17 protein-coding genes are annotated in these 15548 nt (G+C 73.5%); 7 read left to right on the top strand and 10 right to left on the bottom strand.

Features of this window, described 5'->3' with window-relative positions; all coding sequences use genetic code 11:
* Positions 1-95 precede the first annotated feature (95 nt).
* Both LQ940_RS16330 and LQ940_RS16325 read left to right on the top strand, forming a co-directional pair.
* Positions 96-1508 (top strand): MmgE/PrpD family protein, encoded by a 1413-nt coding sequence (locus LQ940_RS16330; protein ID WP_231242931.1) that lies wholly within the window; start codon positions 96-98, stop codon positions 1506-1508.
* The gene (locus LQ940_RS16325; RefSeq protein ID WP_231242933.1) at positions 1505-2656 is read left to right on the top strand and encodes a 2-methylaconitate cis-trans isomerase PrpF family protein; all 1152 of its coding nucleotides are present in this window, start codon (positions 1505-1507) and stop codon (positions 2654-2656) included. The genes LQ940_RS16330 and LQ940_RS16325 overlap by 4 nt, the downstream gene beginning before the upstream one ends.
* A gap of 21 nt (positions 2657-2677) precedes the next feature.
* Here the strand turns inward: LQ940_RS16325 and LQ940_RS16320 are convergent, their stop codons facing one another.
* On the bottom strand, positions 2678-3595 hold the full coding sequence (locus LQ940_RS16320; protein WP_231242936.1) for an AEC family transporter: 918 nt from the start codon (positions 3593-3595) through the stop codon (positions 2678-2680).
* Between the two features lie 43 nt (positions 3596-3638).
* On the opposite strand from LQ940_RS16320, the gene LQ940_RS16315 reads away from it, so the two are divergent.
* Entirely contained in the window at positions 3639-4085 is a 447-nt protein-coding gene (locus tag LQ940_RS16315) for a TY-Chap domain-containing protein (protein ID WP_231242938.1), read from the top strand.
* A 4-nt stretch (positions 4086-4089) separates the two neighbouring features.
* Here the strand turns inward: LQ940_RS16315 and LQ940_RS16310 are convergent, their stop codons facing one another.
* Genes LQ940_RS16310 through LQ940_RS16270 form a run of 9 tightly spaced genes read right to left on the bottom strand, consistent with a single transcriptional unit; the run spans position 4090 to position 11922 of the window.
* Positions 4090-4665, bottom strand: coding sequence for a hypothetical protein (locus tag LQ940_RS16310; RefSeq protein WP_231242940.1), 576 nt, complete (start codon positions 4663-4665; stop codon positions 4090-4092).
* Positions 4655-5110 carry a hypothetical protein gene (locus tag LQ940_RS16305; RefSeq protein WP_231242942.1) on the bottom strand — a complete coding sequence of 152 codons (456 nt, stop codon included), beginning with the start codon at positions 5108-5110 and terminating at the stop codon, positions 4655-4657. The genes LQ940_RS16310 and LQ940_RS16305 overlap by 11 nt, the downstream gene beginning before the upstream one ends.
* A complete protein-coding gene (locus LQ940_RS16300) occupies positions 5103-5432 on the bottom strand; it encodes a hypothetical protein (RefSeq protein WP_231242943.1) in 330 nt (109 codons plus the stop codon). The genes LQ940_RS16305 and LQ940_RS16300 overlap by 8 nt, the downstream gene beginning before the upstream one ends.
* Position 5433: 1 nt before the next feature.
* Positions 5434-6636: a hypothetical protein gene (locus LQ940_RS16295; RefSeq protein WP_231242944.1), complete on the bottom strand. Its 1203-nt coding sequence runs from the start codon at positions 6634-6636 to the stop codon at positions 5434-5436.
* Positions 6633-6932: a hypothetical protein gene (locus LQ940_RS16290; RefSeq protein WP_231242945.1), complete on the bottom strand. Its 300-nt coding sequence runs from the start codon at positions 6930-6932 to the stop codon at positions 6633-6635. The genes LQ940_RS16295 and LQ940_RS16290 overlap by 4 nt, the downstream gene beginning before the upstream one ends.
* A 54-nt stretch (positions 6933-6986) precedes the next feature.
* Positions 6987-8438, bottom strand: coding sequence for a PH domain-containing protein (locus LQ940_RS16285; RefSeq protein WP_231242946.1), 1452 nt, complete (start codon positions 8436-8438; stop codon positions 6987-6989).
* The gene (locus LQ940_RS16280) at positions 8435-8923 is read right to left on the bottom strand and encodes a PH domain-containing protein (protein ID WP_231242947.1); all 489 of its coding nucleotides are present in this window, start codon (positions 8921-8923) and stop codon (positions 8435-8437) included. The genes LQ940_RS16285 and LQ940_RS16280 overlap by 4 nt, the downstream gene beginning before the upstream one ends.
* 10 nt (positions 8924-8933) lie before the next feature.
* On the bottom strand, positions 8934-10145 hold the full coding sequence (locus tag LQ940_RS16275; RefSeq protein WP_231242948.1) for a benzoate/H(+) symporter BenE family transporter: 1212 nt from the start codon (positions 10143-10145) through the stop codon (positions 8934-8936).
* Positions 10129-11922: an acetyl/propionyl/methylcrotonyl-CoA carboxylase subunit alpha gene (locus LQ940_RS16270; protein ID WP_231242951.1), complete on the bottom strand. Its 1794-nt coding sequence runs from the start codon at positions 11920-11922 to the stop codon at positions 10129-10131. The genes LQ940_RS16275 and LQ940_RS16270 overlap by 17 nt, the downstream gene beginning before the upstream one ends.
* A gap of 123 nt (positions 11923-12045) precedes the next feature.
* On the opposite strand from LQ940_RS16270, the gene LQ940_RS16265 reads away from it, so the two are divergent.
* From LQ940_RS16265 to LQ940_RS16250, 4 genes are all read left to right on the top strand, one after another.
* Complete coding sequence (locus LQ940_RS16265; RefSeq protein ID WP_231242953.1) at positions 12046-12684, top strand: hypothetical protein; 639 nt, start codon at positions 12046-12048, stop codon at positions 12682-12684.
* Positions 12685-12816: 132 nt separating this feature from the next.
* A complete protein-coding gene (locus LQ940_RS16260) occupies positions 12817-13989 on the top strand; it encodes an acyl-CoA dehydrogenase family protein (RefSeq protein WP_231242955.1) in 1173 nt (390 codons plus the stop codon).
* A 33-nt stretch (positions 13990-14022) separates the two neighbouring features.
* Complete coding sequence (locus LQ940_RS16255) at positions 14023-15015, top strand: Bug family tripartite tricarboxylate transporter substrate binding protein (protein ID WP_231242956.1); 993 nt, start codon at positions 14023-14025, stop codon at positions 15013-15015.
* A complete protein-coding gene (locus tag LQ940_RS16250) occupies positions 15012-15533 on the top strand; it encodes a tripartite tricarboxylate transporter TctB family protein (RefSeq protein WP_231242957.1) in 522 nt (173 codons plus the stop codon). The genes LQ940_RS16255 and LQ940_RS16250 overlap by 4 nt, the downstream gene beginning before the upstream one ends.
* Positions 15534-15548: the final 15 nt, after the last annotated feature.

The raw sequence follows: 15548 nt of genomic DNA, 5'->3' as shown, positions 1-15548 counted from the left end.
ATCGTCTGATGCTTGACATCTGAAACATCACATATCAAAATGTCTAGTCAGTAACTAGAGTTCGGTGCGCCAGTCGCGCCCCATCGAGGAGAGACATGACCCAGACCGTGCCGCACGAGACCACCCGCGAGACCGCCTCGGAGGACGGCCTGCGCGGCCTCGGTGCCACGCAGGCGCTCGCCCAGTTCGTCAGCGGCCTCCGGTTCGAGGACCTGCCCGCGGAGGTGGTCCACAAGGCCAAGCTGCTCCTGCGCGACGGCCTGGGCAACCAGCTCGCCGCCTCCACCATGGCCGAGCCCGCCCGCGTGGCGCACGGCCTGATCGAGGAGCTCGGCGGCACTCCACAGGCCACGATCACCGGCTACGGCACCCGGGTCCCCGTGCCCCAGGCCGCGATGATCAACGCGATGCTCGGACACGGCGTGGAGCTCGACGACGCGCACGGCAACGCGCTGACCAAGTCGGGGTCGCTGCTCGTCCCCACCGTCATGACCACGGGGGAGCACCTCGGCCGCAGCGGCCGGGACACCCTCGCCGCGCTCGTCGCCGGTTACGACGTGATCATCCGGACCGCGCTGGCGATCAACCCCGGGCACCGCAAGCGCGGGTACCACACCACCGGCGTGGTCGGGACCATCGCGTCGGCAGCCGCGAGTGCCCGTCAGTACGGATTCGACGCGGAGCGCACCGCCGACGCCCTCGGCCTCGGCGCCATGCAGGCGGCGGGCATCCAGGCCTATCTCGACTCCCCGTGCATGGCCAAGCCGCTCAGCCCCGGCAAAGCCGCCTTCAACGGCACCCTGGCCACGATGCTGGTCAACCGCGGCTTCACCGGTCCGAAGCGGGGCCTGGAGTCGCCCGAGGGCTTCTTCAACGCCTACGGCGACGGCGTGAACCTCGACGAGATCTTCGTCGGCCTCGGCAGTGACTTCAAGGTCATGGAGGTGGGCTTCAAGCCGCACGCCGCGTGCCGCTACTCCCACGGCCCGATCGACGCCGCCCAGGCGATCCGCGGCCAGGCCTCCTTCGAGCTGGACGACGTCGCCCACGTCAAGGTGTTCATGTGTGAGCTGGCCATCCGCCAGTCCGGGCGGACCGTCGTCCCCAACCTCAACGCCGCGATGGGCAGCACGCCGTTCAGCGTCGCGCTGGCCCTGCTGCGTGGCGCCAACGGCCTCGCGGACTACGAGCTCGGCTTCGCCGACCAGCGCGCCCACGAGGTGGCCGCGGAGGTCGAGCTGGTCGCCGAGCCGGCGTACGGCCTGATGGGCCGTCAGGCCGTGGTCGAGGTGACCCTGCGCGACGGTAGCGTCCTGCGGCACGCGGTGGAGGGCCCCAAGGGCGAGCCCGAGCTGCCGCTGACCGAGGAGGAGCTGGAGACCAAGTTCGTCGGGCTCGCCCAGCTCGCCCTCGGGGAGGCCCGGGCGCGCGAGGTCAGCGAGCAGGTCATGGCCTTCGAGCAGCTGGACAACGTCGCCGACCTGGCCTCGACCCTGGTCCGGGCGTGACCGCGCGGGCCATTCCGTGCCTCTTCCAGCGAGCAGGCACCAGTCGCGGTGCCTTCCTGCTGGCGGCGGACCTGCCGGAGGACCCCGACCTGCGTGACCGGGTGGTGCTGTCGATCTACGGCAGTCCGGACCCGCGTCAGATCGACGGTCTCGGGGGAGGCGACACGCTCACCAGCAAGGTGGCCGTGGTCGCCCCGTCGGCCCGCGATGACGCGGATGTCGAGTACACCTTCGGGCAGGTCGGCGTGGACGTGGCCCGCGTCTTCTGGGTGGGCAACTGCGGCAACATGGCCTCCGGCGTCGGACCGTTCGCGGTCCGACGCGGGCTCGTCGCGGCGCAGTCGCCCACCACACGCGTGCGGATCCTCAACACCAACACCGGCAAGGTCCTGACCGCCGAGGTCGCGGTCGAGGGCGGCCAGGTCGTGGAGGAGGGCGACGTCCGGATCGCCGGCGTCCCCGGCACCGGGGCACCGATCCTGCTGGACTTCGGCGACTGCGGTGGCGCGGTCACCGGGCGCCTCCTGCCCACCGGACAGGCGCAGCAGGTGGAGGTGCTCCCGAGTGGTCGGCGGGTCCGGCTGTCCATCGTCGACGCCGCGACGCCGTTCGTCTTCGTGCCCGCGGCCGACGTCGGTATGACCGGCACCGAGCTGCCCGCCGAGGTCGACGCCGACCCCGCGCTGCTCGAGCGGCTGGAGGAGGTGCGCGCCTTCGCGGCGCGGGCCCTGGGCCTGGTGGCCGACGGGGAGGTCGCGCGCGACGTCTCACCCTCGATCCCGCGCGTGGTCGCCGTGTCGGAGCCCGTGGGGTACGCCTTGGCGGACGGCACGTGGGTGCCCGCCGAGGAGCAGACCGTCACCGCCCGCCAGATGGCCATGCAGCGTCCGCACAAGACCTATGCGGTCACTGGGACGCTGTGCACCGCCGTGGCGGGCGCGCTGCCGGGGACCGTGGTCAACGAGGTCGCCCGCCCCCGCGACGGACGGTTCCACATCGGCCACCCCGGCGGGGTGATCTCGGCCCGGGTCGAGGTCGACCTCGGCGGCGACGAGCCGCGCGTCCTGGAGGCCTCGCTGGTGCGCACGGCCCGGGCGCTCATGGACGGCAACGTCCTGGTCCCGGCCACGGTGTGGCCACCGGGCTGACGGACGAAGGCGCCGGAGGGCTCAGGCGACGAGCGCGACGATCGCCACCACCACCGGGACGCACCCCAGCGTACTGACGAAGATCGCGTCCCGGGCCAGGAGCTCGGCGCGGCCGTAGCGGCTCGCGATGACGAAGACGTTCTGTGCGGTCGGCAGGGCCGAGATGACGGTCACCGCGAGCAGCGCGTCCTGGTCCAGGCCGAGCATCAGCCCGACCAGGTACGCCACGGTTGGCTGGGCCAGCAGCTTGAGCCCGACGCTGAGCCCCAGCTCGCCGGGCGCCACGCCGCGTCCCGGCAGCGGGCCCAGCCGCAGGCTCACGCCGTACGCCAGGAGCATGGCGGGGACGGCCATTCCGCCGAGCAGCGCGATCGGGTCGTTGACCGCGGCCGGCACCTCCACTCCGGCGACCGCGACCGCGATGCCGGCCATGCTCGCCACGGTGATCGGGTTGCGCAGGGGGCGGGTCAGGACCTGTCTGAGCGACACGCGACCGGGCGCCGCCGCCACGTCGAGCGCCGTGAGGGCCAGCGGCTGGAGCACGAGCAGCTGCAACAGCAGCACGGGCGCGATCAGGGCGGTGTCACCGAGCACGTAGGCGGCGATCGGCAGCCCCAGGTTGCCCGCGTTGCAGTACGACGAGCACATCATCGCGATGACGGTGCGGCCGACGTCGTCGCGTCGCCAGCGAGCGGCGGCGAGGGTGACGAGCGCGGTGGCCGCCACGGCGGCGGAGATCGCCACCAGGTTGCCGGAGAAGACCCGCGACAGGTCGCTGTCCTGCAGCACGCTGAAGAGCAGCGCGGGGCTGGCCAGGAAGAACGCGACCGTGCTGAGCGTCCGGTGGCCGCGCTCGTCGACCACGCGCAGGTGCCCGAGCAGCACCCCGAACGCGATGATCACCGTGATCGTGGCGAACCCGGCGAAGACCCCAGACACAGCAGGAGCCTAGGGGGCGTCGCCGAGCGCTAGGTTCGCAGGTATGGACGCACAGAGCAGGTGGGCAGAGGCGCAGGCCCGGCTGGCCGAGCTGCTGACGACGATGACCGGGGACGAGTACGTCGTGCTGGGCGAGCCGGCGCCACCGGCGGGGGAGCCGCAGGGGCTGCTGCGCCGGCGAGCGGCGCCGCCGCCGCACCGGTTCGTGCAGTTCCTGCGCGACGGCGAGGAGCTGTACGGCGAGTGCGTGGGGGCCACGCTGTTCGGTGGGGAGTGGGAGCTCGGCGAGGCCGACCACCAGCGGGTGCGCGCGCTGGGCTGGCTGGCGCCGGGCGACCCGGACCCCTCCGGCACCCAGCCTGCGGTGGCGCACTACTGGTGCACGGTGCCGCGCGAGAACGCCGCCGAGCTGGCCGCGCGCGGCATCGGGGCGCTGCAGGTGCTGGGAGTCGACCCGGGCGCGCTCGACTGGGAGCACCAGACCCGCTGAAGCCTCAGACGTCGGTGGGCAGGGCCGTCGAGAGAATGCGGTACGCCGTGGTGTTGCTGACCGGCACCAGGCGAGGTGCGGCGGGGTCGCCCAGGTGCAGGCCGCGCGGGCCGTCGACGGCGACCAGGTCGCGCTGACCGCCCTGCCACCGCAGCGACAGGTGCCAGGCGAAGTCGGCGCCCGCCGCGGCGAGCGCGGCGCGTCGTACCGTCTCGTCGGCGGCGACCAGGTCCGGGAGCCGCTCGGCCGGCAGGTCGACCGGCTCGCGGTCCTCGACCCGGCGGGGGCGCATCCGGGTCAGCCGCACCAGCGCCGCGGTCAGGAAGGCGGGGTCGTGGGCCATCAGCTGGAAGAGGCCAGGCCGCACGCCGAGCAGCAGGGCGGCGCTCTCCCGGGTCACCCAGGCGCGATGCTCGAGCCGGGTCTCCACGCCGGCGACCGCGAGACCCAGCGTGACGGTGGGCTCGGCGATCACGGCCAGGAGCGGCTCCGGGCCAGGTTGCTCGCCGGCCAACAGCGCCGCCAGCCCCTCGTCGTCGAGCCGGACGGCGCCGGAGGCGGCGTCGGTCTCAACCAGCATGGGCTTCCCCCTCCGGTCGCCAGCTCGACGCGGCCGCCGCCAGCGCGTCGGCCAGCTCGTCGTAGCGCCAGGTCTCGACGGTCGCGGTCAGCGTGTGCCCGACGCCGTCGACCAGGGTGAACCACTGCTCCATGGTGAGCGCCTCGCCGCCGGGCCCGGTGTGGTGGGCGAGCCGGCGCCCGCCCGGCCGCCCGGCGATCTCGAGCCGCTCGAGGTCGACGATCAGGTAGCCGTCCAGGATCCGCGGCAGCAGCTCGTCGGTCCCGGCCTGCCAGTCTCGGAAGCCCATCCCGCCGGTGTCCTGCGCCGTCACGACCAGGTTGGGCCGGAACCCCTCGGGTGGGAGGGCGGGGCCGCGCGCCACGAGCACGGTGGCCTCGGGCGGGTCGGGGAGGATCTCCCACCCCACCGGCACCGTCAGGGGGGGCTCGGTGGTCTCAGGCATGCCGGTACCACCGCGGTTGCACGACCCGTGGCACCGGCAGCGGCAGCACCAGGTAGGCCAGGAGCACGACGAGCGCGATCGCGATCGGCCCGGCGACCGCGACGTTGGCGCCGGTCGACCCTTCGGTGAACGCGGTCAGCGCACCGAGCACCAGCACCACCGAGAGCAGGGGCCGTACGACGAGCACGCTGCGGCGGGTCAGGTCGCCCTGGACCGTCCGCGTCCAGCGCCGGGCGGCCGGACTCCGGCCGAGGTGCTGCCAGGTCGTGTGGGCCGCGAGGGCCAGCCCCCCGACGAGCATCAGCGCGTGGATCAGGTCCATGTCAGTCCCAGAACGTCACGGCGTCGCCGACGTCGGAGGCCACGTCGCCGACGGTGTCCGCGGCGTCGCCGGCCCACTCGACCGCCGCGTCCGCGGCGTCGGCCACCGGGTCCATGATCGCCTGGCCGACCTCGCTACCGACGAAGCCGCCGATCGCGCCGCCGACCACGCCACCGACCACGCCGCCGACCACCGTGCCCACGCCGGGGCAGATCGCCGTGCCGATGGCGCCGCCGGCCCAGGCACCGCCCTGGGCGCCGGCCCAGGCGCCGGCGGCGGTGGTGCCGCCCATGGTGGCCGAGCGGGCGACCCGCTCGGTGTCGTTGAGGGAGGGGTCGTCGGCGTCGGCCTGCCACTGGTTCCAGCCCGCGGTGACCGCGGTGACCACGGTGCCGGCCCGGCCGGCCCACTTGCCCGCGGTGCCCCAGGCGTTGCGGCTGGCGGCCTGGTAGGGGCGGGCGTGCCAGCTGTCCGAGCGGCCGGCAGCCGCCGCGCGCTGCCAGAAGTTCATGCCGTTGGCGCTGCCGAAGCGGCCGTTGACGCGCGGCTGGAAGACGCCGTACCGGCCGCTGACCATGTAGCTCACCCCGGCGCCGAACCCGAGGCCGCCGAGGCCGAACAGCCAGCCGCCGATGTCGTCGGCGTCGGCGAAGTCGGGGGGCAGGAAGCCGAGCCGCTCGAAGAGATCCTCCACGAAGCCGTCGCCGGTGGAGGCCGCGACGCCCTCGCTGAGGTGCTGGTGGGCCTCGCTCTCCTTGGTGCGGGCGCCGTCGGCGATGTCGACGGCCTCGTTCCAGGCCTCCACCTTGGCGTTGAACGCGTCGGCCTGTCCCTGGCTCAGCTCGCCGCCGGGCTCGGTGGGCTGCACGATCGTGGTGCCGTTGACGGTCACGCCGCCCGCGGCGGCGACCTGGCGGGCCTGGCCCATGCGCTCCTTCACCACGGTCAGCTCGCCGGCGAAGTCGGTCAGGGCGGTCTGGATGGACTCGATCCGGGTGCCGAGATCGCCGAGGTCGCGCGAGGCCGACTCCACCCGCGCCTCGAACGCGGCTCCCGCCTGGCCCTGCCAGGTCCCGGCCTTGGAGCGGGCGGTGCCGAGCTGGCTCTCGGCCTCGGTGATGGCGGCGCGCGCGGTCGCGGCCTGGCTGGCGGCGGTGGTGCAGGTGCCGGGGTCGCCGAAGACCTCGGTCTCGCAGACGCTCATGGCCCGATCACCGCCTGCTGCTGGCTCATGGCGCCGGCCACGGCGCCATCGGTGCCGGCGAAGTCGGAGCCGACGGCGCCGGTCGACTCGGCCAGGCTGCCGATGTGCTGGGCGAGGGCCGCGACGCTGCTGGAGAGGCTGACCAGGGCCTTGCCCACCTCGCCGGACGAGGCGCCGGCGTCGGGGGAGGCATCGAGATCGGCCGCATGGCCGAAGAGGGCGCTGCCGGCGCCGTCGAGTACGCCGGCGATCTGCTGGAGGTCGGCGGGGTCGACCTCGAGGTTCGTGGCGGTCATGCCAGGTCGCCTACCCAGGAAATGCGAACCTCAATCACGGACCCGCCCGGCGGGTCAGACCAGGAACTGCCGGACCACGTGCGGCAGCGTCTCGTCGGCGAGACCCACGGCCAGCGGCTCGGGTACGTCGGGCAGCGTGACCGACTGGCGGCCCCCGGCGGTGGTCGCGATCAGCGAGGTCAGGCCGACCCGGCGCTGGAACCAGGTGGCGCGCAGGTTCCAGCCGATGACGTGTGCGGCCTGAAGGTGGTCGCGGCGGCGAGCGAGGGAGCCCGACCGGGCGACGACGTGGCCCTCGACCAGGGCGTGCCCGAGGGCGCGGGCCCGGTCGGCGGCCAGGAGCACCGCCGCCAGGGGGAGCACAAGCAGCGGCACGAAGGCCCACCACGGGGCGCCGAGCGCCACCAGGCCGGCCGCGACCGCGGCGCCGAGCGCGAGCGCCGTACCGAGGGCGCGGGTGTAGCGGCGTCGCGTCGCCGCCGGGCCGTGGCCGGTCAGCGCGGCGGTAGGCGGCGCGCTCGTGCCGAGCACGGTGCCGGCCACGCGCGTCACGACCGGCACGGGCGCGGGCGGGACGAGGACCGAGCTGCCGGGATGGTCGGAGTCGAGGCCGGTGACGATCGCGGTGAGCCGCGCCCCGCCGGCCAGCCGCAACCCGAGCGGCTCACCCATGCTGACGCCCGCCACGCGCTCCTCGTCGAGGCTGGTCTCGCGGGTGGTGAGTAGACCGCGGCGCAGGTGCCAGGCGCCGCTGGAGCGGGTGAGCGCGAAGCCCCAGTTGGTCACCAGGTAGCCCGCCACCGAGAGCGTCCCCACCAGGGCCAGGAGCACCACCAGCCCGAGCAGGACGGCGGTCCAGCCGGGCAGGCCCGGCCAGGGGGCCCGGTCGAGCTCGACGGAGAGGTCGGCGTTGCCCAGGATCTGTCCCGCGACGCCGAGGATGCCCGCAGTGGCGACCAGGCCGCTGGTGGTCAGCGGGGCGTAGCGGACCCAGGCAGGATCGAGCTCGACGACCGGCGGCGGGGGCGCGGCGGCCTCGCCCGGGACGGGCTCCTCCAGGACGGTGGAGCGGCGCAGCAGCTCCTTGCGCAGCTCCTCGGCGCGGGCGGTCGGCAGGCCGTCGAGCTCCAGATCGCTGTCCTCGCCGCTCGCTCCGGTCCCGGTGCCGATGCGCAGCGTGGTCAGCCCCAGGACCCGATGGATCGCCGTCGCGGTGAGGTCGACGGTGCGCACCCGGTCGAGCTGGGTGGAGGTCACGTGCCGCCCGACCAGGCCGCGCTTGAGCTCCACCCGGCCACCGGCGATGCGGTAGCTGGTGGTGAAGTAGCGGTACAGGCCGAGGGCCACGGGCACCAGGATCCCGACCAGCTGCCACGGCCGGCCGCCTCCCGAGGCCACGCCGGCCACGAACAGCGCGATCAGCGGAGGCAGGAAGCGGACGACCTCGCGGACCGGGTGGATCAGCATCATCCGCGGGTCCAGGCGCTGCCAGCCGTCGTCGGTCACGTCGCGTCGCCCTCGACCGCGTCCGCCTTGAGCGTGAGGTCGTCGACGAGGGCCTGCGCCCGGTCCCGCTCGAGCCCGGCGATCTGCAGGGCCCCGGCCGCCGACGCCGTGGTCACCGTGACGCTCGCCAGGCCGAAGAGCCGCGCGATGGGCGACTCGACGTAGTCGACGGTCTGGATCCGCGACATCGGCGCGATCCGCCGTTCGCGCGCCCACCAGCCGGTCTGGGTATAGACCGCGGTCTCGGTGACCTCCCAGCGGTGCACGAGGTAGCGCCACTGCGGCACGACCGCGGCGTACGCCGTCACCGCGAGCAGGCCGAGCCCCACCATCCACCAGGCGAGGTCAACGGCGTCCCACACCGCGGCCGCCACGGCGAGGACCGCCACCGTGAGCAGGCCCTCGACGAGGTTCGACAGCTGCCACATGAGCCGCGCCCGCGGGCTGACGCGCTCGCGGGGCTCACGCAGGCTGGGTCGGTCCACGCTGCCGAGGCTAGTGGCAGGCCCGAGCCTGGGTGCGGTGCCCCATGACCAGCAGGTAGAGGCCTCCGGCCAGCAGCGACCAGAACGCCGCACCGACACCGAACGCCGCCACGCCGGAGGCGGCGACCACGAAGGTGACGGTCGCGGCCTCGCGGTGGTCGGCGTCACCCATGGCGGAGGCCGCCGCGGAGCCGAAGGTGGCGAGCAGCGCCACCCCGGCGACCGCCGCGACCAGGCCCGGCGGAGCGGCGACGGCCACCGCGGCGACGGCCGCCGCGAGTGGGCCGAGGGCGAGGTGCGTCACCCCGGTGCTCACCCCGGCGACCCACCGCCTGCCGGGGTCCGGATGGGCCTCCGGGCCGGCGGCGAGGGCGGCCGAGATCGCGGCCAGGTTGATCGAGTAGCCGCCGAGGCCGGCGGTGGCCACGGTCGCCCCACCGGCGTAGAAGAGCGCCGGCCGCAACGGTGCGTCGTACCCGAAGGAGGCGAGGACCGCGGCGCCCGGGATGTTCTGGCTGGTCATCGTGACCAGGTAGAGCGGGATGCCGATGGCCAGCACGGTGGCCGGGTCGAAGCCCGGCGCGGTCCAGGTCAGCTGGGGCGCCACGGCGGAGGAGTCGACCGCCGACAGCGAGCCGGTGGCCGCGATGACCACGACCGCGGCGGCGAAGGCGCCGGGCACGGCCCACCGCCGGGCGACCCGCAGCAGCACCAGCCAGGTCATCAGCACGGGTGCCACGGCGGCCGGCTCGTCGACCAGCGCGCGGAACGGCTGCACGCACAGCACCAGCAGCACGCCCGCGAGCATCGCGTTGGCCAGGGCGAGCGGGATCGCCCGGACCAGGCGGGCGAGCGGGGAGAAGAGGCCGGTGAGGACGTAGAGCAGGCCGGCGACCGCGAACGCGCCGACCGCGGAGGCGTAGCCGCCGTCGGGTGCCGCCGCGCCCGCCAGCAGCGCCGCACCGGGCGTCGACCAGGCCAGCGTCACCGGGGTGCGCGTGACCAGCGAGAACAGCACGCTGCCGACGCCCATGGTCAGGCAGCAGACGAACAGCCCCGACGACGCCTCGGCCGGTGAGGCTCCCACGGCGGTCAGCCCGGTGAGCAGGACCGCGAAGGAGGAGGTGAAGCCGACGACCGCCGTGACGATGCCGGCGAGCACGGGCTGTCCCAGGTCGCCGGCCCCGGTGGTGCGGCCGGTGAGGTCAGTCCTTGATCTCACAGATGACGGCACCGTTGGTCACGGTGGCGCCCACTTCGGCCTGCAGGGTCGTGACGGTGCCGGCCTTGTGGGCCTTGAGCGGCTGCTCCATCTTCATGGCCTCGATGACGACCACGGTGTCACCCTCGGCGACGGCGTCGCCCTCGGCCACGACGACCTTGACGATGGTGCCCTGCATCGGGCTGGTGACGGCGTCGCCGCTCGCCGCCGCTCCGGCCTTCTTGCCGGCCGCGCGCTTGGGCTTCTTCGCCGCGCCCCCACCGGCGGCGATGCCGCCGAGGCCGGCCGGGAGCACGACCTCGAGGCGGCGGCCGTCGACCTCGACGACGACCTTCTGGGTCTCGACCGGCTCGTCGGCCTCCGCGGACTCGCCGCCGTAGGGCTCGATCTGGTTGTCGAACTCGGTCTCGATCCACTGGGTGTAGACGGTGAACTCGCCCTCGCCGGACGGCGTGGAGGCGCCGACGTACGCCGGGTCGGAGACGACGGCGCGGTGGAACGGGATGACCGTGGGCATCCCGTCGACGACGAACTCGTCCAGCGCGCGCCGCGAGCGCTCCAGCGCCTGGGTGCGGTCGCGCCCGGTGACGATCAGCTTGGCGATGAGGGAGTCGAACGAGCCGGGGATGGTCTCGCCGTTCTCGTAGCCGCCGTCGACCCGGACGCCCGGGCCGCCCGGGGGGCTCCAGGCCGACAGGGTGCCGGGCGCCGGCATGAAGTTGCGGCCCCCGTCCTCGGCGTTGATGCGGAACTCGATCGAGTGGCCGCGGATCTCCGGGTCGTCGTAGCCGAGCTCCTCGCCGGCGGCGATCCGGAACATCTCGCGGACCAGGTCGATCCCCGTGACCTCCTCGGAGACGCAGTGCTCGACCTGGAGGCGGGTGTTGACCTCGAGGAAGGAGATCGTGCCGTCCTGCGCGACCAGGAACTCGCAGGTGCCGGCGCCGTAGTAGCCGGCCTCGCGCAGGATCCGCTTCGAGGACTCGTAGAGCTCGCTCAGCTGCTCCTCGCTCAGGAACGGCGCGGGCGCCTCCTCGACGAGCTTCTGGTTGCGGCGCTGCAGCGAGCAGTCGCGGGTCGAGACCACCACGACGTTGCCGTGCTGGTCGGCCAGGCACTGGGTCTCGACGTGGCGCGGCTTGTCCAGGAACTTCTCGACGAGGCACTCGCCGCGGCCGAACGCCGTCACGGCCTCGCGGACCGCGGACTCGTAGGCGTCGGGGATCTCCTCGAGCGTGCGCGCCACCTTCAGGCCCCGCCCGCCGCCGCCGAACACGGCCTTGATGGCGACCGGAAGCCCGTTGTCCTTGGCGAACGCGACCACCTCGTCGGCGTCCTTGACCGGGTCCTTGGTGCCCGGGGCGAGCGGCGCCTTGGCCTTGGCCGCGATGTGCTTGGCCTTGGCCTTGTCGCCCAGCGCCTCGATCGCCGCCGGCGGGGGGCCGATCCAGGTGAGGCCGGCGTCGATGACGGCCTGGGCGAAGTCGGCGTTCTCGGCGAGGAACCCGTAGCCGGGGTGGATCGAGTCGGCGCCGGACTTGTGCGCGACCGCGATGATCTTCTCGATGTCGAGGTAGGACTCGGCGGGCGTCGCGCCGCCGAGGGAGTGGGCCTCGTCGGCCAGGCGCACGAACAGCGCGTCACGGTCGGGCTCGGCGTACACGGCCACGCTGCCGATGGCGGCGTCCTTGCACGCGCGGATCACCCGCACGGCGATCTCGCCGCGGTTGGCGATCAGGACCTTCTGCAGCGGCTTGAGGTTGGCCGAGTCGGGCACGTGATTGCTCCTGAGGTTGTGGGTCTCCGCCGGGCAGAGTATCGCCCGCAGGGCCCGCCTGGGCGTGACGTGCATCTCGGTGGACCCTCTCCGGTGACCTCCCGACATGCCTAAGGTGGGTCGGTGGCGCAGCGACAGGGATTCTGGCGGGAACCGTCCGGCACTCCGACCTCCGAGGCGATCGCGCTCGAGGCCTGGGTGCGTGAGGCGTACGGCGTGCTGGTGGAGACCGCGGGGGAGTACCGCGCGGTCATCACCACCACCGACCTGGGCGAGCGGGTGCAGGAGGCCAGCGGCATCCGCACCAGCCGGCCGGCGACGCAGTGGCTGGCGAAGGTGCTGATCCCCGTGGCGCACCTGTGCCGGCACGAGGGCGTGCCACCGCTGCCGGCGCTGGTCGTCGACCCGCGCTCGGGCTGGGTCGGGGAGGCCTACGACGACGTGCTGCGCGTGGACGACCGGCTGCCCATCGCCGACCCCCTCAAGCGCGAGGCGCACGCCTCGGCCGCTCGCCTGGAGTGCTATCGCTGGGCCGGATCCGCGCCCGCCGACGCCGAGCCGGCCCCCGTCCCCGAGCCCGTGGGCCGGCGCCGCCCGCGCGCCCCGGCCGCAGCGGGTGCCCCTCGTGCCCCGCGCGCGGCCGCCAAGCCGCCCGCGCCGCCGGCCAAGCCGCGCATCGCCGCCACCGACCGCCCCGTCGCCGTCTGTGATCGGTGCTTCATGGCCCTGCCGGCTACTGGGGTGTGCGACAACTGCGACTGAGCAGCGTTATCAGCATCTGCTGGTAACCCTGACGTTCTGGGCAGGAATAACGGCCCAGAACGTCAGGGAAACGCCCAGAACCTCGCCCGTCGGGCGGTTAACAATCGCTAACCTCGCGGCTAGAGTGACGTCATGAGCTTCGACCTGAGCCGTGAGCACGAGGAGTTCCGCCGCAGCGTCCGCGAGTTCGCGGAGGCCGAGATCGCGCCGCACGCTGCGCGGTGGGATCGCGAGCACCACTTCCCGGTGGACGTCGTGCAGAAGATGGGCGGGCTCGGGCTGTTCGGGCTGACCGCCCCCGAGGAGTACGGCGGCGCCGGCGAGGACGGCGACTTCACCAGCCTGTGCGTGGCGATCGAGGAGATCGGCCGGGTCGACCAGTCGCTCGGGATCACCCTGCAGGCGGGGGTCGGACTCGGGATCAACCCGGTGCTCACCTACGGCACCGCGGAGCAGAAGGAGCGGTGGCTCCCCGAGCTGGTGAGCGGGGAGCGGCTCGCGGGCTTCGGCCTCACCGAGCCCGGCGCCGGCTCCGACGCGGGTGCGACCCGCACCAAGGCCGAGCTCCACGACGGCGAGTGGGTGGTCAACGGCGCCAAGCAGTTCATCACCAACTCCGGCTCGCAGATCACCAGCCTGGTCAACGTGACCGCCCGCACCGGCACCCGCGCCGACGGCAAGCCGGAGATCTCGGTGATCATGCTGCCCGCGGGCACGCCCGGCTTCACCGTGGAGAAGCCCTACGACAAGCTCGGCTGGCACGCCTCGGACACCCACGCGCTGTCGTTCGAGGACGCGCGGGTCCCCGCCGACCACCTGCTGGGGGCCGAGGGCCGGGGCTATGCGCAGTTCCTCGCCACCCTCGACGACGGCCGGGTGGCGATCTCCGCGCTGTCGGTGGGCTGCATCCAGGCCTGCCTGGACATGGCCGTCGCGTACGCCGGCGAGCGCCAGACCTTCGGCGGGCCGATCGGGCGCAAGCAGGGCGTGGCCTTTCAGATCGCCGACCTGGAGACGATGCTGCACGCCAGCCGGCTGCTCACCTACCGCGCCGCCTGGCTCAAGGACTCCGGGGCCCCGATGAAGGACTTCAAGCAGGCCGCCTCGGTCGCCAAGCTCTACGCCACCGAGTCGGCGGTCACCGCGACGCGGATCGCGACCCAGGTCTTCGGCGGCTACGGCTTCATGGAGGAGTACCCGGTCGCCCGCTTCTACCGCGACGCGAAGGTGCTCGAAATCGGCGAGGGCACCTCGGAGGTCCAGCGGATGCTCATCGCGCGGGGACTCGGACTGCCCGTGGAGTGACGCGCGCCACGTTACGGGGGTAGGTTCCCGAGAGTGCCTGACTCTCGGTGGCGACGGCTTCTCGTCGCGATGTCCGTGGCCGCCCTCGTCGCGGCGACGCCCGCCTGCGGGGTGACCCGCGGCGACGACAGCCGCGACCTGCTCATGGTCATCCCCAACGCCGCCGGCGGCGGCTACGACCAGACCGGCCGGGAGGCGGTCAAGGTGATGGAGGACGGCGACGTCACCGGGGGTGACTTCACCGTCGACAACATCGAGGGCGCCGGCGGCACCAACGCGTTCACCGAGATGCTCGGCGACACCGGCGACGAGCACACGATGATGATCGTCGGGCTGGGCGTCGTCGGCTCGCTCTACTCCTTCGGCAACGATCGGCGCCTCACCGACGCCACCCCGCTCGCCCAGCTCATCAGCGAGCCCGAGGGCGTCCTCGTGCCGGGCGACTCGCCGTTCAAGACGATCGACGACTTCGTGCAGGCGTGGACCGCCGACCCGGACAGCCTCGCCGTCGGCGGGGGCTCGTCACAGGGCGGCCCCGACCACCTGTTCCCGATGCAGCTGGCCGACACCGTCGGCATCGACCCCCGCGACGTCAACTACGTGTCGTACGACGGCGGCGGACCGCTCAAGAGCGCGCTGCTCGGCGCGAAGATCGACGCCGGCTTCTCGGGGCTCGCCGAGTTCGAGCAGCAGATCGAGGAGGGCGAGCTGCGGGTGCTGGCCGTCTCGGGGGAGGAGCGGCAGCGGCAACCCGCGCTCAAGGACGTACCGACGCTCACCGAGAGCGGCATCGACCTGGTCTTCCTCAACTGGCGCGGGGTCCTGGCCCCGCCCGACATCGGCGACGAGCGCCGCGACGAGCTGATCGGCTACCTGCAGGAGATGCACGACACCGACGCCTGGGCGGCCACCCTGGAGCAGTACGGCTGGACCGACGACTTCAAGACGGGGGAGGACTTCATGGCGTTCCTCGAGGAGCAGGACGGGCGGGTCTCCGGGACCCTCGAGGACCTGGGGCTGCTGTGATCGAGCGTTCCGACGCGGCGGCCCAGGCGACGGCTCCCCGCAAGGTCGACAAGGCCCAGTACGGACTGGCCGTCGTGCTGGCCGTGGTCGGCGCCTACACGCTCATCGACGCCCGGGGTCTCAACGTGGGCTTCGCCGACCCGGTCGGACCGCGCGTGTTTCCCTATGTCATCGGCGCCGGGATGCTGGTGCTCGCGGTGCTCCTCGCCATCGCGACGGCCCGCGGCGACGTCCCCGAGAAGGAGGCCGGCGAGGATGTCGACCTCGCCTCCCCGGCGGACTGGACGACCGTCGGCAAGCTCGTCGCGATCCTGGTCCTCAACCTGCTGCTGGTCAACGTGCTCGGCTGGGCCATCACCGGCGCCCTGCTGTTCGCCGGCTGCGCCTGGGCGCTCGGCAGCCGCACGCTGTTGCGCGACGTCCTGGTGGGCGCGGTGCTGTCGGTGGGCAGCTGGTACTTCTTCTACACCGGGCTCGGCGTCCCGCTGCCTCCCGGCATCCTGGACGGGGTCCTGTGAGCACCCCACGGAGTT

The sequence above is a fragment of the Nocardioides sp. cx-173 genome (genome assembly GCF_021117365.1).
Classification (GTDB): Bacteria; Actinomycetota; Actinomycetes; order Propionibacteriales; family Nocardioidaceae; genus Nocardioides.
Note: the sequence above shows the minus strand (reverse complement) of the source record. Positions and strands in the feature narration are given on the sequence as shown.

Excerpts from the sequence above, each read along its gene's own strand:
- LQ940_RS16290 (WP_231242945.1), bottom strand. The coding sequence starts at position 6,932 with ATGACCGCCACGAACCTCGAGGTCGACCCCGCCGACCTCCAGCAGATC.
- LQ940_RS16330 (WP_231242931.1), top strand. The coding sequence starts at position 96 with ATGACCCAGACCGTGCCGCACGAGACCACCCGCGAGACCGCCTCGGAG.
- LQ940_RS16300 (WP_231242943.1), bottom strand. The coding sequence starts at position 5,432 with ATGGACCTGATCCACGCGCTGATGCTCGTCGGGGGGCTGGCCCTCGCG.
- LQ940_RS16295 (WP_231242944.1), bottom strand. The coding sequence starts at position 6,636 with ATGAGCGTCTGCGAGACCGAGGTCTTCGGCGACCCCGGCACCTGCACC.
- LQ940_RS16315 (WP_231242938.1), top strand. The coding sequence starts at position 3,639 with ATGGACGCACAGAGCAGGTGGGCAGAGGCGCAGGCCCGGCTGGCCGAG.
- LQ940_RS16310 (WP_231242940.1), bottom strand. The coding sequence starts at position 4,665 with ATGCTGGTTGAGACCGACGCCGCCTCCGGCGCCGTCCGGCTCGACGAC.
- LQ940_RS16305 (WP_231242942.1), bottom strand. The coding sequence starts at position 5,110 with ATGCCTGAGACCACCGAGCCCCCCCTGACGGTGCCGGTGGGGTGGGAG.
- LQ940_RS16260 (WP_231242955.1), top strand. The coding sequence starts at position 12,817 with ATGAGCTTCGACCTGAGCCGTGAGCACGAGGAGTTCCGCCGCAGCGTC.